Here is a 20,621-nt window from a genome sequence, read left to right as displayed (position 1 = left end):
ATTTTTTTAAAGGTGATAAAAAGCGCAGCAACATCAACGCTTACCTGTAATAAGCCTTAAGCTGCTGCAGATTTCTTAATTTTAGAATGCAGTTGCTTTAAGTGCCAGGCCCTGCCGTTCTGGCAAACCAAACATCAAATTCATATTCTGAACCGCTTGTCCGCTTGCCCCTTTCAATAAATTATCAATAATACTCACAATGAACACCTTTGACCCATGTTTTTCTACATGTACCAGCGCTTTATTGGTATTAACCACTTGTTTTAAGTCGATATTTTTCTCACTCACATGGGTAAATTCATGCGTAGCATAATAGTCCTTATATAATTTTTGTAACTCTTCGGCAGAAAGTGATGTTTCCGTATACATCGCCGCTAAAATTCCGCGAGAAAAATCGCCACGCTGCGGAATAAAGTTCAGGCTGCTGTTAAAACCGGCATCTGCCTGAAGCAGGCTTTCGCCAATTTCATTTAAATGCTGGTGGTCAAAAGCCTTATAGACAGAAAGGTTATTGTTTCTCCAGCTGAAGTGTGTAGTAGCCGAAGGACTTTGTCCGGCACCTGTAGAGCCTGTTGTGGCATTGATATGCACTTCACTTTTCAGCAAACCTGCTGCCGCTAATGGAAGCAAGCCTAACTGGATACAAGTAGCAAAACATCCTGGATTGGCAATATAATTTGCCGATTTAATGGCCTCACGGTTTAATTCAGGCAGACCATAAATCCAGGCATCACCTGCATTAACCTTTAACCTGAAATCCTGACTGAGGTCAATAATTTTAACAGATGGGTTAACAGGATTCGCTGCTAAGTACTTTTTAGCATCGCCATGGCCCACACATAAGAAGAGTACATCGATATCCTGAAGAAGCTCACCAGAGAAACGTAGATCTGTGTCTCCGATAAGGTCGGTATGGACAGCAGAAACAAGGTTTCCCTCGTTGCTGCTGCTCAATACAAAGGCAATGTCTACTGAAGGGTGGTTGATTAACAGGCGAAGCATTTCGCCCCCTGTATAACCTGCACCGCCAACAATGCCTGCTTTAATCTTCATGACTGTTCACTTTATGCCAGATCATTACCTGGTTGCCAAAGATTTTAGAAAAGCCTTTTACATCTTCTCCACTCCATGAGTTGTTCATTTCGCCGTAGCTGCCAAATTTATTGCTCATTAAGTCATGTGCAGACTCAATACCAATGATCTGGAAACGGTAAGGAAGCAATTCTACAAACACTTTTCCGCTAACGGTTTTTTGTGTATCCGCTAAAAATGCTTCTATGTTGCGCATTACAGGGTCGTGAAATTGACCTTCATGCAACCAGTTCCCATAAAAAGAAGCCAATTGCTCTTTCCATGACAACTGCCATTTTGTTAAAGTATGTTTTTCTAAAGTATGGTGTGCTTTGATGATGACCATTGGTGCGGCAGCTTCAAAGCCTACACGGCCCTTAATACCAATGATGGTATCGCCCACGTGGATATCACGACCAATGCCATAAGGTTGTGCAATAGCCTGTAACTGTTGGATAGCTTTAACGGGCTCCATTACTTCACCGTCAATAGCTACTAATTCCCCTTTTTTAAAGGTAAGTTCTATTTTACGGGCTTCAGTTTCAGAAACCTGGGTTGGCCATGCTTCTTCAGGTAAAGTTTCGTTAGAAGTTAAGGTTTCTTTGCCACCAACAGAAGTTCCCCAAAGGCCTTTATTGATTGAATATCTTGCTTTTTCAGCACTATAGCTAACACCATGGTTCTCCAGGTATTCAATTTCCGCTTCACGGGATAATTTTAAATCCCTGATTGGCGTAATGATTTCTACCTGAGGAATGATGATGTTGAAGATCATGTCAAAACGTACCTGGTCGTTTCCAGCACCTGTACTGCCATGAGCAACATAATCAGCTCCAATTTTTTTAACGTAGTTGGCAATGGCTGTAGCCTGACTTACACGCTCTGCACTCACAGAAAGCGGATAAGTAGCATTTTTCAACACATTTCCAAATACAAGGTATTTTATACAACTATCATAATAATTAGCTGTTTCATCAACTACAGCATGAGATGTTACCCCTAGTGCATAAGCACGGGTTTCAATTTCCTGTAATTCCTTTTCTGAGAAACCACCCGTGTTAACAATAACAGAGTGAACTTCTAAATCGCGATCCTGAGCAAGATAAATGCAACAAAATGAGGTATCTAAACCTCCGCTAAAAGCTAAAACAACTTTTTTTTTCATTAGTTTATAATTTGTTTTTTAACGGTGATGAAGCTATCATGAGCAATCTTTACGCTTTTTTGAGCAATGCCCATGATGGTTTCATGAGTATAATTTATGTGTTAAAGGTCATCAGGCATTCCTTGCGGGGCTGCCTGGTGACGAATTTAGGCATTTATTATTTAACCGGTTTATGGCTTAGCCTTAACGATCAACCTTTGTTTGATGCGCATAAAACGTTCATAAAGCTTAGGTTTTCTTTCCAGCTCTTCGGCAAACTTCTTGGCTACATCATGTTTTTGTGTTGCCGGGTCATATAACATTGCCGTACACATACAATTTTTGCGGTCCTTACTTTTAAGGATCTCAAAGTTGACACAGCTTTGGCAGCCCTTCCAGAAATCTTCGTCTTGCGTTAATTCTGAATAGGTAACCGGCTCATAACCCAAGTCAGAGTTGATTTTCATCACAGCAAGGCCTGTTGTTAAACCAAATATTTTAGCTTTCGGGTACTTAATTCTCGACAGTTCAAATATTTTATGTTTAATGGCATTTGCCAGACCTACTTTTCTAAAAGCAGGATTTACGATAAGGCCAGAATTGGCCACAAACATGCCGTGGCTCCATGTTTCTATGTAACAGAAGCCAGCCCAGCTGCCATCTTTATGGAAAGCAATGACTGCTTTACCATCGGAGATTTTACCTGCAACGTAGTCTGGTGAACGTTTTGCTATACCCGTACCACGGGCTTTAGCAGATTCCGCCATTTCTTCGCAGATTTCTTCTGCGAAAACACGATGTTCAGGAAGTGCAACCTGCACTACAAAATCGTTTATATTCATTAATAGGATAACGAAAAAAGATAAAAAATCAGATTAATTGGTTTTGAAGAGGAACTCTACCTCTAAGAATTTGAGTAAAGAATATAACTCAAATACGGGGTGTATAATTTTGCCGGTGATTTGACACAAAGAAGATGGGCTGTAATCGCTCAATAAATAAACTTCTGGAGGCAATATTCTTTGCTTCCAGGATGGATAGTTTATGTATATTTTGCTTGCTCATTATTTATATGTTTCCCAATTAAATTACTTGAGCCGCAAAGGTTTAAATAAATATTGAGTTGTGCAATATTTTTTTATTTTTTTACATTCCATTCATTATTCCTTAACACCAGCAAAGCGAAATTTTAAGGCGCTTAAATCGCTAATTTTTAAGGCTTTCTGAAAGAGCCTTTTTCACGCTGGCTAGAAAAGGATATTTCTATTACATCAGCACTTAAACATTTAACTATTGTTGTTGTTAATTTGCTAAAAAAATAATTATGTCATTACTCTTTTCTCCCTATAATATAAAGTCTCTAACGCTTAGAAATAGAATAGTAGTCTCCCCTATGTGTCAGTATTCCGCTGAAGATGGCTTTGCCAATGATTGGCACCTGGTCCATCTTGGAAGCAGGGCTGTTGGTGGCGCTGCATTAATTATTCAGGAAGCCAGTGCGGTATCTCCGGAAGGAAGAATTTCTGCTGGTGATTTAGGGATCTGGAAGGATGAACACCTGGAGATGCTGCAGAAAATCAATTCATTTATCCACCAGCATGGCGCCATTGCAGGTATCCAGCTGGCCCATGCAGGCAGAAAAGCCAGCTCTACTCCACCATGGGAAGGTGGCAGGCAAATTACCAGCGGCCCTAATAGTTGGCAGACTGTAGCACCTAGTGCTATTCCTTTTCATGAAGGTGATGCGGCACCGCTTGCTTTAACCTTGGAAGGCATACAAAAAGTAAGCAGTGACTTTAAAGCCGCTGCCACTCGCGCATTAAGCGCTGGATATAAAGTTATCGAAATCCATGCCGCCCATGGTTATCTAATTCACCAGTTCCTTTCTCCGCTGAGTAACACCCGCACAGATGAATATGGCGGAAGCTTTGACAACCGCATCCGTCTGTTGATGGAGATTATAGACGGCGTGCAGCAAGTATGGCCGACTGAAAACCCTTTACTGGTTCGCATATCTGCTACAGATTGGGCTGAAGGGGGCTGGACCGCTGATGAAGCTGTAAAACTTGCTTCAATGTTAGTTGATAAAGGAGTAGCGCTTATTGACTGTTCTTCCGGCGGACTAGCAGCTCACCAACAAATACCTTTATCACCAGGCTACCAGGTGCAATTTGCAGAACGCATTAAAAAAGAAACAGGCATGCCTACAGGTGCAGTAGGTTTAATAACAGGTGCACAGCAGGCGGAAGAAATTCTGCAAAAAGGACAGGCAGATCTTATTTTTGTTGCCCGCGAGTTGTTAAGAGACCCCTACTTCCCACTTCATGCTGCGTTTGAGCTAGATGAAGAAGTGCAGTGGCCCCAACAATACGAAAGAGCTAAACCAAGAAAAAAGGTTAAACATTAATATTTAACAATCATTATACTACTGACGACATGAAAAGCATGAATGTGCCGTATTGTGTGTTTTTGACAGTGAATAAATGCTTAAAATATTAAACTAATTTCCCTTAATTTCGTTTTTCATTAAAACACAAAGTTATGTTCGATAAATTAATGGCCGCGCAACAAAAAGCGGAAGAGATAAAGAAAAGATTAGACACCGTTTCTGTTTACGGGGAAGTTGAAGGTGGTGCCATCAAAGTTACCGCTACAGCAAACAAAGCAATTACAGCTATTGAAATTCAGGAAGAGTTTTATAAACAAGCTGATAAAGAAGAATTGGAAGAACTGTTGTTAACAGCCATCAATAAAGCGCTGGTACAGGCAGATCAGGTAAGTGCTACTGAAATGCAGTCTGCAACTAAAGATATGCTGGGTGGCTTGGGTGGAATGTTTGGCGGTTAATTCAATTACATGAAATATACTTATTATGGACAATCGTGCTTCCTTTTAGAAGCCAATGGCATCAAATTTTTATTTGATCCTTTTATTACGCCAAATCCTTTAGCAAAGCATATAGACATCAGCACTATTGCTGCAGATTATATACTGGTAAGTCATGGGCATGGTGATCATGTGGCAGACTTAGTAACGTTAGCGAATCAAACGGGTGCTAAAGTAATTGCTATGGTAGAGGTAATCGGCTGGGCAGAAAGCCAGGGCGTGACCAATACCCACGGCATGAATTTCGGCAAGCAGAAGTTTGACTTCGGTACTTTGCGCATGGTGTGGGCAACACATTCCAGCTCTATGCCTGATGGCAGCTATGGTGGAAATCCTGCTGGTTTTGTATTGGAAACAGCAGGCATGGTCATTTATTTTGCTGGTGACACCTCACTTAACCTTGACATGAAATTATTGGCCGACCTGTATAAATTGAACTATGCCATTTTACCTATTGGCGGCAATTATACCATGGATGTTGATGATGCCTTGATTGCGACCGGTTACATCAACTGCGATAACGTGATTGGCGTTCATTACAATACTTTCCCGGTTATTGAAATTGATACCGAAGAGGCTATTGCCAAATTTAAAAGAGACAACAAACAATTATTATTACCCGCCATTGGCGAAACTATAGAATTATAAATACGATTGTCTCTATTTTTATCAATAAAAAAGCCCCCAAAATTCAAATTTCTGGGGGCTTTTTTATTGATCATGGTGTAACCTTAATGTGCTTCCAGCCAGTTCTCACCTTCTCCAATTTCTATTTCTATGGGTACTGTTGTTTTGATGGCTGTTTTCATACGGTGTGCAATGATCTCTTTCATTTCCGCAACCTCTGTCCGCAATACATCAAACACTAACTCATCATGCACCTGCATGGTCATTTTAGATTTCAAACCTCTGCTTTGCATGTCACTGTGAATGTTAATCATGGCCACTTTAATTAAGTCTGCTGCTGAACCCTGTATCGGTGCATTGATTGCATTTCGCTCGGCAAAACCTCTTACTGTTTGGTTAGCGGAGTTGATATCACGTAAATACCTTCTTCTGCCTAATATAGTTTGTACATAACCATTTTCACGGGCAAAGTTCATCGTATCTGTCATGTATCTTTTGATACCGGGATACTGCTCAAAATACTGTTCAATAATTGCCGCGGCTTCTTTACGTGGAATACCTAAATTTTGCGATAAACCAAAGGCCGACTGCCCATAGATGATACCAAAGTTAACTGCTTTGGCATTCCTGCGCTGGTCTGAAGTTACCTCTTCAATAGATAGGCCGTAAACTTTTGCTGCAGTGGCGGTATGGATATCGATGCCCTTACTGAAAGCATCCAACATATTTTCTTCTTTGCTGATTTCAGCGATAATGCGCAGCTCAATCTGCGAATAATCTGCCGAAAGTAAAACGTGATCTTTATCTCTTGGGATAAACGCTTTACGCACTTCCCTACCACGCTCTGTGCGGATAGGAATATTCTGTAGGTTAGGGTTATTAGAACTCAACCTTCCCGTGGCAGCAATCGCCTGGTTAAAGCTGGTATGCACCCTTCCTGTTTTAGGATTCACCAATAAAGGCAGGGCATCTACATAAGTAGATTTCAATTTCTGCAGCTGACGGAAGTCAAGAATATCTTTAACCACATCACTTTTACTCGCTAAGGCTAATAAAACATCCTCACCGGTTTGGTATTGCCCCGTTTTTGTTTTCTTCGCTTTCGGATCTAGCTGTAGTTTATCAAAAAGCACTTCACCTAATTGTTTGGGTGAGGCCAGGTTAAAAGTAACCCCACATTTATCAAATACATTCTGCTCATACCTTCTGATATCTGTTTCCAGCTCCTTAGAATAATTTTGCAGGGTTTCTACATCAATCTTTACCCCTTCTTTTTCAATGTCTGCCAAAACGTAGATCAATGGGTTTTCCACCTCAATGGCAAGTTGGTAGGCATTTAAATCTTTCAGCATGGGCTCAAATAAATTGGCCAGCTGCAAGGTTACATCTGCATCTTCCGCAGCATAATCTACCACTTTCTCTACTGGAACATCCCTCATGGTGCCTTGATTTTTACCTTTCGCACCAATTAAGGTAGTGATCGAAATTGGGCGATAGTTTAAATAATTTTCCGATAAGAGATCCATGTTATGGCGCGTATCCGGGTCAATTAAGTAATGAGCCAACATGGTATCGAACAACTTACCTTTCAAATGAATGCCATACCATTTCATCACCAAAATATCGTATTTAATGTTCTGGCCGATTTTAGCAATGTTCTCATTCTCAAGAACAGGTCTGAATTCATCAACCAGCTGTTGCGTCAACTGTTGGTCAGCAGGCAATGGAATATAATAACCTGTACCCGGTTGAATACAAAACGATAGACCTACCAGTTCGGCAAGGTTTGCATCTGTACCTGTTGTTTCTGTATCAAAAGAAATACTTTCCTGTGTTAACAGCAAAGTAATTAAAGCTTGTCTTTTTTCTGCCGTGTCCACCAGTTCATATTGGTGTTCAACATCAAGAATTGTTTTGGCCGTAGGTTGCTCGAACATTGATGGAGGCGCAACAAATACGGTCGATTTGTCTTGCGGTGTTTCTACAGGCTGACCGAAAAGATCTATTTGTTGAGATCCGTTACCCTCTGCACTGCCAATGCTAAAGTTTTCACCAAACACACGTTTACCCAGTGTTCTGAATTCTAACTCAGCAAAAAGCGGCTCTAACAACTCTTTACTCGGCTCTTCCAGTATCAATGTTTCTTCGTTAAATTCAACAGGGACATCCAGAATGATGGTTGCCAGTTTTTTGGAAACCATGCCCTGCTCAGCAAACATTTCTACATTTTCACGCTGCTTGCCTTTCAGCTCATGCGCATTGGCAATGACATTTTCTACAGATCCATATTGTTTAATCAGCAGTTTAGCGGTTTTCTCCCCTATACCCGGTATCCCCGGAATATTATCGACAGCATCACCCCATAAACCTAAAATATCAATAACCTGTTTAACGTTTTCAATCTCCCACTTCTCCAACACTTCTTTTACCCCAATAATTTCCATGGAATTACCCATTCTTGCTGGCTTGTAAATAAAGATGTTTTCTGAAACCAACTGTGCAAAATCTTTATCAGGCGTCATGCAATATACGGTAAAGCCCTTTTTCTCTGCTTCTTTTGCCAGGGTGCCAATAATATCATCTGCTTCAAAGCCATCTTTAGTGATCACGGGAATGTTAAAGCCCTCAATCAGCTTAAAAATATAAGGTAATGCAGCAGAAAGATCTTCAGGCATCGCTTGTCGGTGTGCTTTGTAGGCTTCAAAATCCGTATGACGCTCTGTAGGTGCTTCGGTATCAAAAACAACAGCTATATGGGTAGGATTTTCTTTCCGCAGCACTTCCATTAAAGTATTGGCAAAACCCATTACAGCAGAAGTATTGATGCCGGTAGAAGTAAATCTTGGGCTTTTACTTAAGGCGAAATGTGCTCTGTAAATGAGTGCCATGCCATCAAGAAGAAAAAGTTTTTTCATTGAATCTTTATTTATATTGTTGATAATGAAGCTTGCATTAATTTGATTGATATTTAGTCAGTTGTTAAATCATGCAGGTTTCATTGAATATTTATTTAATTTTAGCTGTGATGAAGCTTGCCGGGGCTGGTTTCATCATTGTTTATTTTATATGATTGGTGATGAAGCTTTCTGGGCTTTATGATTTCCAGAAGGTTTTTCATCAAAGTTAGTAATAGCGATTAATTCTGACCTTATTATCTTTATTTTTGTTCTAGTCATCAATTCCATTAATCTACGTTAGTCTATCAACCATGAAGTTATATCAAAAAGTTATCTTATTTGTTTTTTTCACCCTCATGAGCGCAACGGGTTTTGCGCAAGATGCCGTTATCATTACAGATGGTAATATTGTTAGAGGAACGATTAAAGGGGCCGACTTTGCCACCGTGCAGCTGCTGCTGGATGATCAAACAGTGCGGGTTTACAAAGCAAAAGACATCAAGGAGTTTTTATGGAACGGCGACACCTACAGCAGCAAACCTCTTTTGATTAAGAATAAAATGGAGTCACGCTTTTTTAAAGTGGAAGAAACTGGTGCCGTTAACCTTTATTCTATGGGAAGCACCTCAGCAGAAAAACCCAAAGAAAAAAGAATCCAGGTGAGGCCATCTGTGGGAGTTGGCATAGGATCCGGAGGTTATGGCGGTGTGGGCTTTGGCGGTGGAATTACCATCGGCGGTGGCAGGCGCAACAGCAATAAGCAAGAAGGAAAACAAACCGCCGTATTTTATATTGAAAAACCAGGCACCGGACCAATTCTTGAAGTTCCTATTGCTGGCCGCGCAGACAAAAGAATTGAACAGGTAAGAAATGTATTATTGCAGAAATTAGGCGATGATGAAGACCTTGCTGAACGCCTCAAAGAAGCAGAAGACTTTGACGCCAGAAATGTTCGTGCTTTTGTAAATGCCTATAATGCCATGCGCAAATAGGCTTTATTTACAGATACAATCGTTGAAATGATCGTTGACCATGCCTGTAGCTTGCATATGAGCATAACAAATAGTGGTACCGAAAAACTTAAAGCCCCTTTTCTTCATGTCTTTGCTGATGGCATCAGACAGTTCCGAACGTGCTGGCACCATGCCGGGGCCAGCAATATCATTGATCACTGGTTTTCTATCGGGCAAAAATCCCCACATGTAATTGGCAAAGGAGCCAAATTCCTGCTGCAACTTGATAAATAACTGTGCATTGCTAATAGCGGCCTTGATTTTAAGCCTGTTCCTGATGATGCCAGTATCATTCATCAAGCGTTCCACATCATCTTCATTGAATGCCGCTACTTGCTGCACTTCAAAATCTGCGAATGCTTTGCGATAGCCCTCGCGGCGCCGTAAAATGGTAATCCAGCTCAACCCTGCCTGGGCACCTTCAAGAATTAAAAATTCAAATAGAATTTTATCATCCTCCACAGGCTTTCCCCATTCCTCATCATGGTATTTAACATATAAAGGATCTGTACCGCACCAGGAGCAGCGTTCAAGCAATTCTGCCATTATGAAGCATTTAATTCATCCCAATATTCTACAGCGCGGCGGTAATGAGGAATAACGATAGAGCCCCCTACAAGGTTTGCTATCATAAACACTTCATTAATTTCTGCCTGGTTGACGCCTTCATGAAAACATTTTTCCAAATGGTATTTGATGCAATCATCGCAACGCAAAACCATAGAGGCAACCAAACCCAGCATTTCCTTGGTTTTCACATTTAAGGCACCCTCTGCATAAGTGGTAGTATCCAAAGCAAAAAACCTTTTGATATTGGTATTGGAGGTTTCCATAATTCTATCGTTCATCTTACTGCGATAGTCGTTAAATTCTTCTACTAATTTTCCCATTGAAAAAGGGTTATGTTGGTTAAGATATACGTTAATTTGATTACTATAGTTCAGTTAGAGGATCCCAAAAATGCACTTTAAAGTTTTGCACTTTATCATTCTTTACAAGCAAGCCTTCACTTTCCAGTAAGTCTGCCATCCTTTCAGGTGGGTCAAAGTGAAACTTGCCTGTCAACAAACCGCTGCTGTTCACCACCCGATGTGCTGGAACCGGCGGATGCACCGTACCAGCATAGCGCATAGCAAAACCAACCATTCGCGAAGATCCACCAGCACCCAGGCTTTTGGCTATGGCACCATAAGAGGTTACCCTGCCCCTGGGGATGAGTTTTACCACTTCAAAGACCTGTTCGTAAAATGTCTGCTCCATCTTCAAGCTGTAAATAAATAATCCGGCACCCTTATCAATAATTCTTATCTTAAACTAAAGAGAACTGAATATAGTTAATGTTTTTATCATGCTTCAGGTAAATTCTTTCATAATGGGTTTTGATGGAAAGCACCTCATCATAATACTCAGAAAGATAAAGCTGCGTGGTTTGCTTGTAACAAGGTAAACCTAACTCTTCAACTTTCTCAACGGTGTAATTGTACAAACCATCGTTGTCGGTTTTTAGATTAATAAAAGCACCCGGCTTCAAAAACGTTTTATACTTATTCAAGAAACCCGGAAAAGTTAAGCGCTTTTTCTCTCTGCTGTCCTGAGGCTGTGGATCTGGAAAAGTAATCCAGATTTCGTCCACTTCATTCTCTCCAAAATATTCTACAATATCTTCAATCTGTATCCTTAAGAAAGCAAGGTTAGCAATGCCTTCATCTACCCCTGTACGTGCACCACGCCAAATTCTGTTACCTTTAAGGTCTATGCCGATAAAGTTTTTCTCTGGAAATAACTTAGCCAGACCTACAGAATATTCTCCTTTGCCACAAGCCAGCTCCAATACAATAGGGTTGTTATTTTTAAAATGCTGCGCTGCCCATTGACCACGAAGTGCTTTCCCTTCTTCCATTTGGTAAACGTTCGCAAATGTATCAATCTCTGTAAACTTTCTTAATTTGTCCTTACCCACTATTTTATACTTTTTTGTGCAAAAATACAATTAAATATCTTCATAGATAGGTTCGTTTCTATTTCGTACTTTTGTTTGCAAAACAGATATACATTGGAAAAAAATTCAAAAATTTACGTTGCTGGTCACCGTGGAATGGTGGGCTCAGCTATTTACCGCAAATTACAAAAGGAAGGTTATACTAACCTGGTTACCAGGGTATCCTCAGAACTAGATTTAAGAGATCAGAATGCAGTCGCTGCTTTCTTTACAGAAGAAAAACCAGAATATGTGTTTTTAGCAGCAGCCAAAGTTGGCGGTATTGTGGCTAATAACACCTACCGTGCCGACTTCCTTTATGAAAACCTTTGTATACAAAATAACGTTATCCACCAGTCGCATTTACATGGGGTTAAAAAGTTAATGTTTTTAGGCTCCAGCTGCATTTATCCAAAGTTAGCGCCACAGCCATTAAAAGAAGAATACCTGTTAACAGGCTTACTTGAAGAAACCAATGAGCCTTATGCCATTGCTAAAATTGCAGGTATAAAAATGTGTGATGCTTACCGTGCACAATACAACTGTAACTTCATTTCTGTAATGCCCACTAACCTTTATGGTTATAACGATAATTACCACCCTCAAAACTCTCACGTTCTACCAGCCTTGATTCGTAAATTTCATGAAGCAAAGGAAAATGGAAGTGCAGAAGTTACCATTTGGGGATCAGGCTCACCAATGCGTGAATTCTTATTTGCTGATGACTTAGCTGATGCTTGTTATTACCTGATGGAGAATTACAATGATGACAACCTGGTTAATATTGGTACTGGTGAAGATTTAACCATCAAAGACCTTGCTTTATTGATTAAAAAGATTGTAGGCTTTGAAGGCGAATTAACTTTCGATAGCAGCAAACCAGATGGGACACCACGTAAACTAATGGATGTTTCAAAACTACACGGCCTGGGTTGGAAACATAAAGTAAATCTTGAAGAAGGAATTGCCCTTGCTTACCAGGACTTTTTACAAAAACACTTAGTTTAAAGCCTATGACGCTGGTTCAACTGGAATACATTGTTGCTGTAGACACCTATAGAAGTTTTGTAGGTGCTGCAGAAAAATGTTTTGTTACCCAGCCCACTTTAAGTATGCAGGTGCAGAAACTGGAAGAAATGCTGAATGTTAAACTCTTTGACCGCAGCAGGCAACCGGTAACACCCACAGAAATAGGTGCGCAAATTATTGAACAGGCAAGAATCGTTCTTCAGGAAAGTCAGAAGATAAAAGAGATCATCAACAACCAACAGCAGGATATTGCTGGTGAACTTCGTGTGGGCATTATTCCTACACTCGCACCTTACTTGTTACCGCAGGTAATTGCCTCCATGATGGAAAAATTTCCCGCGTTGAAACTCTTGATTTGGGAATATACCACTGAAGACATCATTCACCATCTTAAAACCGGAGTATTAGACTGTGGCCTGCTGGCTACTCCTCTTATTGATGAATCAATTCTGGAAGACCCTCTGTTTTATGAAAACTTTGTTACCTATATCAGTAAGAACAGCAAACTCTTTAAAAAGAAAACCATAGATCCGGAAGACCTGGAGTCAGAGAACATCTGGCTATTGAATGAAAGACACTGTATGCGTTCTCAGGTACTTAATATCTGCAGATCCACACAAGAAAACAGGATGCAGGGACTCACCTATAATACAGGCAGCGTGGAGACCTTAATAAAAATGGTTGACCTCAATAATGGAGCAACCATTATACCGGAACTTGCTTTAGCAGAACTGAGCAATAAGCAGCTGAGCAAAATAAGGAACTTTAAATCTCCTGAACCTGTAAGGGAAATCAGCCTGGTTACCCATAAAAACTTTATCAAAAAGCGGATGTTGAACGCTTTTAAGGATGAAATTCTCGAAGTAGTGCCTAAGACCATGAAGACCAAAAAGAAAAAAGATATTATCGGTATATAAATGCAAAGGAAACCGCCTCTTCCCTCACCGGAAGAGGCGGTTTTTTGTTATCTTGCTTTTACAAACACCCTAGATGAAGCGTCTTTTAAATATTTATGCAGCAGTAGTTGTCTTTCTGGCTTACACCATGATTTTTGGTTTCCGCAAATCTTTTACCGTTGCCACCTTTGACGGCATCATGATTGCCGGTTATAGCTATAAAACCATCCTGGTGATCTCACAGGTATTGGGCTATATGCTGGCTAAATTCTATGGCATCAAATACATTTCAGAACTTAAACGCAGCGGCCGCGGCACCATTATTCTTATTTTAACAGGTATCTCCTGGTTAAGCTGGTTATTCTTTGCCATAGTGCCCTTACCCTATAACATTGTGTTCCTTTTTATCAATGGCTTTCCACTAGGCATGCTTTGGGGCGTTGTATTCTCTTATATTGAAGGCAGGCGCAGCACAGACTTTATTGGGGCCACCCTGGCCGTCAGCTTCATCTTTGCATCAGGCTTTGTTCGTTCTGCCGGTGGATGGCTGATGATGACATTTCACCTTTCCGAATTCTGGGTTCCCTTTTATACAGGACTTTTATTTGCGGCACCACTGCTGCTTTTTGTGTACCTGATGGAGAAAATTCCAGCGCCTGTTGAAGCAGATATTGCCGCCCGCATGGAACGTACCCCCATGACTGCAGCACAAAGAAGGATCTTCTTAAAGCGATTTTTACCCGGACTAGCAGCTTGTATCCTCATTTATACTTTCGCCACTATTTTCAGAGACATCCGTGATAACTTTGGCGCAGAAATGTGGAAAGAAATGGGCTTCTTTAACCAGCCAGCTATTTTCAGTAAAACAGAAACGCCCATTACGCTGATCATCCTGGTGCTGATTGGCAGCATGGTCATGATCCGCAATAACTTTAAAGCCCTCATGCTTGCCCATGTTTTTATTGCCCTGGGTTTCATCCTCGCAGGGCTGTCAACGCTTGCATTTATAAATGGTCAGCTTGCACCATTATGGTGGATGACCCTGGTAGGCTTAGGCTTATACATGGTTTATATCCCCTTTAATGCCGTATTTTTTGAGCGGCTGATTGCAACCTTCAGGTATGCCGGCAATGTTGGTTTTTTAATATACCTGGCCGATTCTTTCGGTTACATTGGCAGTGTGGGCGTGTTGTTCTCTAAAGAAATATTCAAGGTGCAGTTGAACTGGGTTTCCTTCTTTTCTAACAGTGTCATCTGGCTTTCGGTATTAGGCTTAATGCTCACCTTGTTTTCAGCCTTTTATTTCAGGTTGAAATATAAAAGTGCAGAACCAAAAAAGCCTGCTTTCCTCGAGGAAAAACAGGCTTTTCTTAAATATTAACGCTTAAAGATTAAGCAGTTGCTTTTTTAAAACGTTCTGCAACAGCATCCCAGTTTACTACATTCCAGAATGCAGCGATATAATCAGGACGTCTGTTTTGATATTTTAAATAATAAGCATGTTCCCATACATCCATTCCTAAAATAGGTGTGCCTTTTACTTCAGCAACATTCATTAAAGGATTATCTTGGTTTGGCGTAGAAGAAACGATAAGTTTACCATCAGCACCAACACTTAACCAAGCCCATCCAGAACCAAAACGCGTTGCACCAGCTTCAGCAAATTTAGTTTTGAAATCAGCGAAAGAACCAAAAGCAGCATTGATTGCCTCAGCTAATGCGCCTGTAGGCTCACCACCTTTGTTTGGGCCAATAACATCCCAAAATAAAGAGTGATTGAAGTGACCACCACCATTGTTTCTAACAGCAGCAGGAAACTTATCGATATTTTTAATGATATCTTCCAGGCTTTGTGTAGCTTCTGGTTTTCCTTCTAAAGCTTTGTTTAGATTGGTAACATATGCCTGGTGATGTTTATCATGGTGGATTTCCATGGTTTGTTTATCGATATGCGGTTCTAATGCATCTGTTGCGTAAGGTAACGCAGGTAATTCAAAAGCCATAATATGATGATTTAAGTTTTAAATAATTATCAGACAAATATAACATACAATAGTTAACTTTTGTTCAATGCTATGTAAGATTAACCACGTTTACTGGCGAAAAAGCGTGTCATCAGCGCCCCGCATTCTTGTGCTAGCACCCCTTGTTTTAAAATAGTTTTCGGATGAAGCAAATGCATCCCTTTACTGATAAATCCTCTCTTTTCTTCTCTTGCACCAAAAACAATCTTGCCAATCTGCATCCAATAGCTGGCACCGGCACACATTACGCAAGGTTCTATAGTTACATAGAGGGTGCATTCCTTAAGGTATTTGCCCCCTAAAGTCTGACTAGCCGCTGTAAAAGCCTGCATTTCTGCATGTGCCGTTACATCGTTGAGCTGCTCCGTTAAATTATATCCCTTGCCCACTATTTTCCCTTTACAAACAACTATGGCACCAATAGGAACTTCATCCGCATCATAAGCCTTTTGCGCCTCCTGTAAGGCCAGTCGCATGTAATGCTCATCTTCCTGAGCAGGATTTTCTTCTCCTGTAAAATTAAAATACATGTAAATCTTTTTACGGCCCTTAGGCTATTCATTCTATTAACCTTGTAAAAATACTGGTCTTAAGCCTACAATCCTAATTTCAATAAGCAGATGAGTTCAGCTGGTTTTTTTTACCTTTGCCTCATGATTGATGTAATACTCAAAAAAGGCAAAGAAAAAGCTGCCCTGCAACGCCACCCCTGGATGTTTTCAGGTGCTATTGACAAGGTTAAAGGAAGTCCTGTAAATGGTGAAGTGGTAGTAGTGAGAGCGGCTGATAAAGAATTCTTAGCCTATGGCTATTACAATGCGCAATCCAGGGTTGCCGTTAGGTTATTGGAATGGGATGAAAGCAAGATTATTGATAAAGAATGGTACCACCTGAAGATCAAAAATGCCATTGCCGCCCGTCGCCATGTTTTAAAAGACGGAAACACCAACACTTGTCGCCTCATTTTCAGTGAAGCTGATTTCCTTCCTGGTTTAATTGTTGACCAGTATGCAGACTTTTTATCCCTGCAGATTTTAAGTGCAGGCATGGAAACTATTAAAGAAGACATTATTGCCATCTTAAAAGAAGAACTGCAGCCAAAAGGTATTTTTGACAAAAGTGATTCCAGTGCCAGAACACATGAAAACCTGGAAATGGCACAAGGTTTACTTTGGGGTGAAATGCCACCAGAATTTATTGAAGTTAAAGAAAATGGTATCCTTTACCATATCAATATTGCCGAAGGACAGAAGTCTGGCTTTTACTGCGATCAAAGAGATAACAGAAGGCTTTTGGCAGACTATGCTGAAGGTAAACATGTATTAGATTGCTTTAGCTACAGTGGCGGTTTTTCTTTAAACAGCTTAAGCAAAGGTGCCAGTCATGTAACCAGCGTTGACAGCTCTGCATTAGCCATAGAAACACTTAAACATAATGTTAAGTTAAACGGCTATAATGAAGATCGCCAGACCAGCATCCAATCTGATGTAAACAAGCAATTGCGGATCTTTAAAGAAGAAGACAAGAAGTTTGACATCATTGTTTTAGATCCACCAAAATACGCGCCATCAAGATCAGCCTTAGACCGTGCAGCACGTGCCTATAAAGATTTGAACCGCCTTGCCATGCATTTATTGGAACCAGGAGGTTTATTGGCTACTTTCTCTTGTTCAGGAGCGGTAGACATAGATACCTTTAAGCAAATCATTGCCTGGGCCGCATTAGATGCAGGTAAAGAAGTTCAAATCATTCAACAGTTTTGCCAGCCGGAAGATCACCCGGTGCGTATCTCCTTCTCTGAAGGAGAATATTTAAAAGGATTGTTACTTAGGGTTTTATAACCCTATTTATACCTCATCCGAAGGCAGCTGATCGTATTCACCCTTAAAAGCGTAGTAGCCAAAAATAACAAGGCCTGCGCTGATGGGGATAAAAATGAACAGGATGATGCCCCATTGCAGGGCAGTATTCGTTTGGTCTACGCCTGGGGCAGCAAGCCCTATTTTCTCCAGGGCTTGCATAAATAAAAAGATAATAGATGCCGGACCGAGCAGCATCCAAAAAAGTCCGAGTGTCTTTTTTAAGTTGTTCATGGTGCTTAAATTTTTTCAGTTTCGTTAATCAGTGTTGCAGGGTTGGCATGATCATGCTCCTCCTCACCGTGATCTGGTTTTTGGTTAGATAAGTAAATAGCACCAATCAGGAAGCCTAAGGCAGCAATGCCAATAGGATACCATAATCCTGCTAAAGGATCAGCACCGGCAAAACTGGCAATCAGCGTTGCTATAAAGGGCACCAGACCACCAAAAACACCGTTCCCTACATGGTAAGGCAGAGACATGGAAGTATACCTTATTTTTGTTGGAAAGAGCTCTACAAGGAAAGCAGCAATAGGTCCGTAAACCATAGTCACCAATAAAATCTGGAAAAAGATCAATCCTACAAATTTCCAGAAAACCCCAGTGCTCAATATTTTATCTTTATAAACAGTGGATGCTGCTACAGCAGCTTTTCCTGACTCATCAAATTGCGCAGCCGTTTCTACCTTGGTAAATGACGCACCACTTAACAAGGTTACCCTGGAGCTGGTTGTTACCAGGCTGTCTGTACTGTTAAGAATGGCAGTACGTGTAACCACAGGCGCGCTCACTTCCTTGATATCTTGTTGGGTAACCCGACTCACATCGGTATCATCCATAAAAACCTGGTAAATGGGCCTGTAAAAGATGACACCTAAAAGCATACCTGTCAGCATGATCCATTTACGACCAATGCGGTCGCTCCATGCACCAAAAATAACGAAGAATGGTGTGGCAAATGCAATGCCCCATAACAGGATATAACGAGAATCGTTAAAATCTACCTTACAGGTATTTTCAAGGAAAGACTGTGCATAGAATTGTCCGGTATACCAGATAACCCCCTGCCCCATGGTAGCACCAAATAAGGCAAGCAGCACCATTTTGAAGTTTCCTTTTTTGCTGAAACTTTCTTTTAAAGGGTTTTTAGATACTTTACCTTCTGCTTTTAATTTGGAAAACATAGGTGATTCATGCATCTTTAAGCGGATGTAAATGGAAACACCCACCAGTAGAATAGATAATAAAAAGGGCACTCTCCATCCCCAGGAAGCGAAATCTTCGGCACCTAAAAGGTTTTTGGTGACTACAATAATGCCTAATGAAAGGAAAAGGCCACCAGTAGCTGTGGTTTGGATCCAGCTGGTAAAAAAGCCACGTTTATTGGCCGGTGCATGTTCTGCAACATAGGTTGCCGCACCACCATATTCGCCCCCCAGGGCAAGACCCTGCACTAAGCGCAAAATTAAAACTAAAATTGGTGCTGCATAGCCTATCGTTGAATAGGAAGGGATAAGGCCAATTAAAAAGGTAGAGCCACCCATTAACACCAGGGTGAGCAGAAAGGTGTGTTTACGGCCAATCAGGTCTCCAAGGCGGCCAAAAACAAGGGCGCCAAAGGGCCTGACAATAAAACCGGCGGCAAAGATGGCCAGGGTGTTAATTAAGGCTGATGCACCTGCATCAGCCGGGAACAGTTGTGATCCAATGATGGTGGCAAGACTTCCAAAAATGTAAAAATCGTACCATTCTATCAGTGTCCCCAGCGAGGAGGCACCAATAACTTTAAAAATGCTGTTGGTTTTAGGTTCAGTACTCATGTATTGTAGCGAGATATTTGGTTTCTACAAATAAAGCTACAATTAATTACGAGTTTATAACTCTTCTTTGAAATATACTTTGTAAAAATTCATAGATTTATCATCATCAAAGCCTTTTTCAATTAAATCCTTGTTACCATGGATGTAAATATGAAAGTTCTTGTCTAATTTGATGATGCTTTTAAAAGCGCGGCTTTGTTTTTTTACTGCAGCCTCAGAAATGTCGAAGCTATCGGCAATAGTGGTATCAAATTCATCTTCATAGCTCTTTTTAAAGTTCTTGAAAGACTCAATTCCATCGGCGTTGGCAATTACTTCATTGGCAAACTCATCAATATCAAAGCTTTCTTTTTCTTTGAAGTACTTCATCGATTTGTTCAACAGATCAATTTTATCTGCTTTAGAGATCTCAAAGTCTTCATCGAGTTTTTGGGTAACGAAATTCTTGTAAACCCCCAATACATTATTAGTTTGATTATAGTTGTCGTTCCTGATTTTAAGTTTCAGAAATTCATCTTTCCAATAAACAGCTTCTGTGCTGCGGTTGGTTTGATCGATTACCGCTACTTTATAGCCTTCTTCTTTTTCTGTATTGATAATCAGACAGCCTTTATCAAGCTTGCTGATGTTGATTGCTTCCTGCTCATAGCTCACGTTAAAGCCACTATTTTCAGGGTAAACCTTTAAATAGGTCTCTTTATTTTCTGATTTAAAGATCCCGATGGCATCATGCACTTCGCCTTCAATTTGTACATTTTCAAAATAGGCCACATAGAGTTCCCCTGATTTAATTTTCGGGTGACTGGAAATTTCATAAAGGTATTTAGCCAGCTGCTGACTGTTTTCGTGGAAGCTGCCTCCTTTTTCAAAAATAGCTTCGGCAAAGTGGTAGACCTCGTTCAGGTTTAAATCATCATTGGGATGAAAGAAACGGTAAATTTCATTTACCTTTAAATACGGGCTTAAAAAGTATTGCAAAAGCAGTTCTTTAAGCTGTTCGTCCTGGATCACAAGGGATTGGTCGGAGAGCACATAAAACTCATCTTCAGCTTTATTGCCTATTCTATGTATGGAAAGTTCAGCCAGAGAGGCTTCAAAAAATGAAATCATAAAGTACTTTTGCCGTTAATGGAAGGCAAAAGTACTTTTAGTAATTGAATAGCGCCAATAAAATTAGCCCTTATTTTCTCTGGGTGTATCTCTTAATACCAATGGGTCTTTGCTCTTCTTTTTCATTTTCAAGTTGAGCATCTCTACTAAAATAGAGAAAGCCATGGCAAAATAGATATATCCTTTTGGTATGTGCTGGTCAAAGCCCTCTGCTAACAGCGAAACCCCAATCAACAATAAAAACGATAGGGCAAGCATTTTAACCGT

General features: G+C 40.6%; 21 protein-coding genes and 1 pseudogene. 8 read left to right on the top strand and 14 right to left on the bottom strand.

Going from position 1 to position 20,621, the window contains the following annotated elements; genetic code table 11:
- Positions 1-81: 81 nt before the first annotated feature.
- The 3 genes from argC to ACR2F7_RS13930 all read right to left on the bottom strand — a co-directional run bounded on the left by argC (position 82) and on the right by ACR2F7_RS13930 (position 3,057).
- Positions 82-1,053 (bottom strand): N-acetyl-gamma-glutamyl-phosphate reductase, encoded by a 972-nt coding sequence (argC, locus tag ACR2F7_RS13940; protein ID WP_432714161.1) that lies wholly within the window; start codon positions 1,051-1,053, stop codon positions 82-84.
- Positions 1,043-2,236, bottom strand: coding sequence for an argininosuccinate synthase (argG, locus tag ACR2F7_RS13935; protein WP_432714160.1), 1,194 nt, complete (start codon positions 2,234-2,236; stop codon positions 1,043-1,045). The genes argC and argG overlap by 11 nt, the downstream gene beginning before the upstream one ends.
- Positions 2,237-2,406: 170 nt before the next feature.
- Complete coding sequence (locus ACR2F7_RS13930; RefSeq protein ID WP_432714159.1) at positions 2,407-3,057, bottom strand: GNAT family N-acetyltransferase; 651 nt, start codon at positions 3,055-3,057, stop codon at positions 2,407-2,409.
- A 482-nt stretch (positions 3,058-3,539) separates the two neighbouring features.
- Between ACR2F7_RS13930 and namA the strand changes: the two genes are divergently transcribed.
- The 3 genes from namA (at position 3,540) to ACR2F7_RS13915 (ending at position 5,749) form a co-directional block, all read left to right on the top strand.
- Entirely contained in the window at positions 3,540-4,622 is a 1,083-nt protein-coding gene (gene namA / locus ACR2F7_RS13925; protein WP_432714158.1) for an NADPH dehydrogenase NamA, read from the top strand.
- Between the two features lie 134 nt (positions 4,623-4,756).
- Entirely contained in the window at positions 4,757-5,062 is a 306-nt protein-coding gene (locus ACR2F7_RS13920; RefSeq protein ID WP_432714157.1) for a YbaB/EbfC family nucleoid-associated protein, read from the top strand.
- 9 nt (positions 5,063-5,071) lie between these two features.
- The gene (locus ACR2F7_RS13915; RefSeq protein WP_432714156.1) at positions 5,072-5,749 is read left to right on the top strand and encodes a metal-dependent hydrolase; all 678 of its coding nucleotides are present in this window, start codon (positions 5,072-5,074) and stop codon (positions 5,747-5,749) included.
- An 83-nt stretch (positions 5,750-5,832) separates the two neighbouring features.
- On the opposite strand, the gene polA is transcribed toward ACR2F7_RS13915, so the two are convergent.
- Positions 5,833-8,643 (bottom strand): DNA polymerase I, encoded by a 2,811-nt coding sequence (polA, locus tag ACR2F7_RS13910; RefSeq protein ID WP_432714155.1) that lies wholly within the window; start codon positions 8,641-8,643, stop codon positions 5,833-5,835.
- 293 nt (positions 8,644-8,936) lie between these two features.
- On the opposite strand from polA, the gene ACR2F7_RS13905 reads away from it, so the two are divergent.
- Positions 8,937-9,617: a hypothetical protein gene (locus ACR2F7_RS13905; protein ID WP_432714154.1), complete on the top strand. Its 681-nt coding sequence runs from the start codon at positions 8,937-8,939 to the stop codon at positions 9,615-9,617.
- A gap of 3 nt (positions 9,618-9,620) precedes the next feature.
- Here the strand turns inward: ACR2F7_RS13905 and ACR2F7_RS13900 are convergent, their stop codons facing one another.
- The 4 genes from ACR2F7_RS13900 to trmB are packed head-to-tail and all read right to left on the bottom strand — an operon-like array spanning position 9,621 to position 11,598.
- Positions 9,621-10,184 (bottom strand): DNA-3-methyladenine glycosylase I, encoded by a 564-nt coding sequence (locus ACR2F7_RS13900; protein WP_432714153.1) that lies wholly within the window; start codon positions 10,182-10,184, stop codon positions 9,621-9,623.
- Positions 10,184-10,528 carry a carboxymuconolactone decarboxylase family protein gene (locus ACR2F7_RS13895; RefSeq protein WP_432714152.1) on the bottom strand — a complete coding sequence of 115 codons (345 nt, stop codon included), beginning with the start codon at positions 10,526-10,528 and terminating at the stop codon, positions 10,184-10,186. The genes ACR2F7_RS13900 and ACR2F7_RS13895 overlap by 1 nt, the downstream gene beginning before the upstream one ends.
- 43 nt (positions 10,529-10,571) lie before the next feature.
- The gene (locus ACR2F7_RS13890) at positions 10,572-10,898 is read right to left on the bottom strand and encodes an MGMT family protein (protein WP_432714151.1); all 327 of its coding nucleotides are present in this window, start codon (positions 10,896-10,898) and stop codon (positions 10,572-10,574) included.
- Between the two features lie 49 nt (positions 10,899-10,947).
- A complete protein-coding gene (gene trmB, locus ACR2F7_RS13885) occupies positions 10,948-11,598 on the bottom strand; it encodes a tRNA (guanosine(46)-N7)-methyltransferase TrmB (protein ID WP_432714150.1) in 651 nt (216 codons plus the stop codon).
- A 93-nt stretch (positions 11,599-11,691) separates the two neighbouring features.
- On the opposite strand from trmB, the gene fcl reads away from it, so the two are divergent.
- The 3 genes from fcl to ACR2F7_RS13870 all read left to right on the top strand — a co-directional run bounded on the left by fcl (position 11,692) and on the right by ACR2F7_RS13870 (position 14,922).
- On the top strand, positions 11,692-12,624 hold the full coding sequence (gene fcl / locus ACR2F7_RS13880) for a GDP-L-fucose synthase (RefSeq protein ID WP_432714149.1): 933 nt from the start codon (positions 11,692-11,694) through the stop codon (positions 12,622-12,624).
- 5 nt (positions 12,625-12,629) lie between these two features.
- Positions 12,630-13,562, top strand: coding sequence for a hydrogen peroxide-inducible genes activator (locus ACR2F7_RS13875; protein WP_432714148.1), 933 nt, complete (start codon positions 12,630-12,632; stop codon positions 13,560-13,562).
- A gap of 73 nt (positions 13,563-13,635) precedes the next feature.
- The gene (locus tag ACR2F7_RS13870; protein ID WP_432714147.1) at positions 13,636-14,922 is read left to right on the top strand and encodes a DUF5690 family protein; all 1,287 of its coding nucleotides are present in this window, start codon (positions 13,636-13,638) and stop codon (positions 14,920-14,922) included.
- Positions 14,923-14,932: 10 nt separating this feature from the next.
- On the opposite strand, the gene ACR2F7_RS13865 is transcribed toward ACR2F7_RS13870, so the two are convergent.
- Together ACR2F7_RS13865 and ACR2F7_RS13860 are read right to left on the bottom strand one after the other, a co-directional pair.
- Positions 14,933-15,544: a superoxide dismutase gene (locus ACR2F7_RS13865; RefSeq protein WP_432714146.1), complete on the bottom strand. Its 612-nt coding sequence runs from the start codon at positions 15,542-15,544 to the stop codon at positions 14,933-14,935.
- An 80-nt stretch (positions 15,545-15,624) separates the two neighbouring features.
- The gene (locus ACR2F7_RS13860) at positions 15,625-16,095 is read right to left on the bottom strand and encodes a nucleoside deaminase (protein WP_432714145.1); all 471 of its coding nucleotides are present in this window, start codon (positions 16,093-16,095) and stop codon (positions 15,625-15,627) included.
- Positions 16,096-16,218: 123 nt separating this feature from the next.
- Here ACR2F7_RS13860 and ACR2F7_RS13855 point away from each other — a divergent pair, with 123 nt between their 5' ends.
- Positions 16,219-17,406, top strand: a complete 1,188-nt coding sequence (locus ACR2F7_RS13855) for a class I SAM-dependent rRNA methyltransferase (RefSeq protein ID WP_432714144.1) — start codon at positions 16,219-16,221, stop codon at positions 17,404-17,406.
- A gap of 6 nt (positions 17,407-17,412) precedes the next feature.
- Here ACR2F7_RS13855 and ACR2F7_RS13850 read toward each other — a convergent pair whose 3' ends face one another.
- From ACR2F7_RS13850 to ACR2F7_RS13835, 4 genes and pseudogenes are all read right to left on the bottom strand, one after another.
- Positions 17,413-17,658 carry a DUF6814 family protein gene (locus ACR2F7_RS13850; protein WP_432714143.1) on the bottom strand — a complete coding sequence of 82 codons (246 nt, stop codon included), beginning with the start codon at positions 17,656-17,658 and terminating at the stop codon, positions 17,413-17,415.
- A 5-nt stretch (positions 17,659-17,663) separates the two neighbouring features.
- The gene (locus tag ACR2F7_RS13845) at positions 17,664-19,244 is read right to left on the bottom strand and encodes an MFS transporter (RefSeq protein ID WP_432714142.1); all 1,581 of its coding nucleotides are present in this window, start codon (positions 19,242-19,244) and stop codon (positions 17,664-17,666) included.
- A 54-nt stretch (positions 19,245-19,298) separates the two neighbouring features.
- The gene (locus ACR2F7_RS13840) at positions 19,299-20,354 is read right to left on the bottom strand and encodes a nucleoid-associated protein (RefSeq protein ID WP_432714141.1); all 1,056 of its coding nucleotides are present in this window, start codon (positions 20,352-20,354) and stop codon (positions 19,299-19,301) included.
- A 63-nt stretch (positions 20,355-20,417) separates the two neighbouring features.
- Positions 20,418-20,621 (bottom strand): annotated as a pseudogene (locus ACR2F7_RS13835) (TerC family protein); the annotation flags it as partial.

Source organism: Pedobacter sp. (genome assembly GCF_045628745.1).
Taxonomy (GTDB): domain Bacteria; phylum Bacteroidota; class Bacteroidia; order Sphingobacteriales; family Sphingobacteriaceae; genus Pedobacter.
This window is presented reverse-complemented; position numbering and strand designations above follow the sequence as displayed.

Excerpts from the sequence above, each read along its gene's own strand:
- argG (WP_432714160.1), bottom strand. The coding sequence starts at position 2,236 with ATGAAAAAAAAAGTTGTTTTAGCTTTTAGCGGAGGTTTAGATACCTCA.
- polA (WP_432714155.1), bottom strand. The coding sequence starts at position 8,643 with ATGAAAAAACTTTTTCTTCTTGATGGCATGGCACTCATTTACAGAGCA.
- ACR2F7_RS13915 (WP_432714156.1), top strand. The coding sequence starts at position 5,072 with ATGAAATATACTTATTATGGACAATCGTGCTTCCTTTTAGAAGCCAAT.
- ACR2F7_RS13890 (WP_432714151.1), bottom strand. The coding sequence starts at position 10,898 with ATGGAGCAGACATTTTACGAACAGGTCTTTGAAGTGGTAAAACTCATC.
- namA (WP_432714158.1), top strand. The coding sequence starts at position 3,540 with ATGTCATTACTCTTTTCTCCCTATAATATAAAGTCTCTAACGCTTAGA.
- ACR2F7_RS13895 (WP_432714152.1), bottom strand. The coding sequence starts at position 10,528 with ATGGGAAAATTAGTAGAAGAATTTAACGACTATCGCAGTAAGATGAAC.
- ACR2F7_RS13855 (WP_432714144.1), top strand. The coding sequence starts at position 16,219 with ATGATTGATGTAATACTCAAAAAAGGCAAAGAAAAAGCTGCCCTGCAA.
- ACR2F7_RS13850 (WP_432714143.1), bottom strand. The coding sequence starts at position 17,658 with ATGAACAACTTAAAAAAGACACTCGGACTTTTTTGGATGCTGCTCGGT.
- ACR2F7_RS13840 (WP_432714141.1), bottom strand. The coding sequence starts at position 20,354 with ATGATTTCATTTTTTGAAGCCTCTCTGGCTGAACTTTCCATACATAGA.
- argC (WP_432714161.1), bottom strand. The coding sequence starts at position 1,053 with ATGAAGATTAAAGCAGGCATTGTTGGCGGTGCAGGTTATACAGGGGGC.
- ACR2F7_RS13845 (WP_432714142.1), bottom strand. The coding sequence starts at position 19,244 with ATGAGTACTGAACCTAAAACCAACAGCATTTTTAAAGTTATTGGTGCC.
- ACR2F7_RS13900 (WP_432714153.1), bottom strand. The coding sequence starts at position 10,184 with ATGGCAGAATTGCTTGAACGCTGCTCCTGGTGCGGTACAGATCCTTTA.
- ACR2F7_RS13865 (WP_432714146.1), bottom strand. The coding sequence starts at position 15,544 with ATGGCTTTTGAATTACCTGCGTTACCTTACGCAACAGATGCATTAGAA.
- ACR2F7_RS13905 (WP_432714154.1), top strand. The coding sequence starts at position 8,937 with ATGAAGTTATATCAAAAAGTTATCTTATTTGTTTTTTTCACCCTCATG.
- ACR2F7_RS13930 (WP_432714159.1), bottom strand. The coding sequence starts at position 3,057 with ATGAATATAAACGATTTTGTAGTGCAGGTTGCACTTCCTGAACATCGT.
- ACR2F7_RS13920 (WP_432714157.1), top strand. The coding sequence starts at position 4,757 with ATGTTCGATAAATTAATGGCCGCGCAACAAAAAGCGGAAGAGATAAAG.
- ACR2F7_RS13875 (WP_432714148.1), top strand. The coding sequence starts at position 12,630 with ATGACGCTGGTTCAACTGGAATACATTGTTGCTGTAGACACCTATAGA.
- ACR2F7_RS13870 (WP_432714147.1), top strand. The coding sequence starts at position 13,636 with ATGAAGCGTCTTTTAAATATTTATGCAGCAGTAGTTGTCTTTCTGGCT.
- ACR2F7_RS13860 (WP_432714145.1), bottom strand. The coding sequence starts at position 16,095 with ATGTATTTTAATTTTACAGGAGAAGAAAATCCTGCTCAGGAAGATGAG.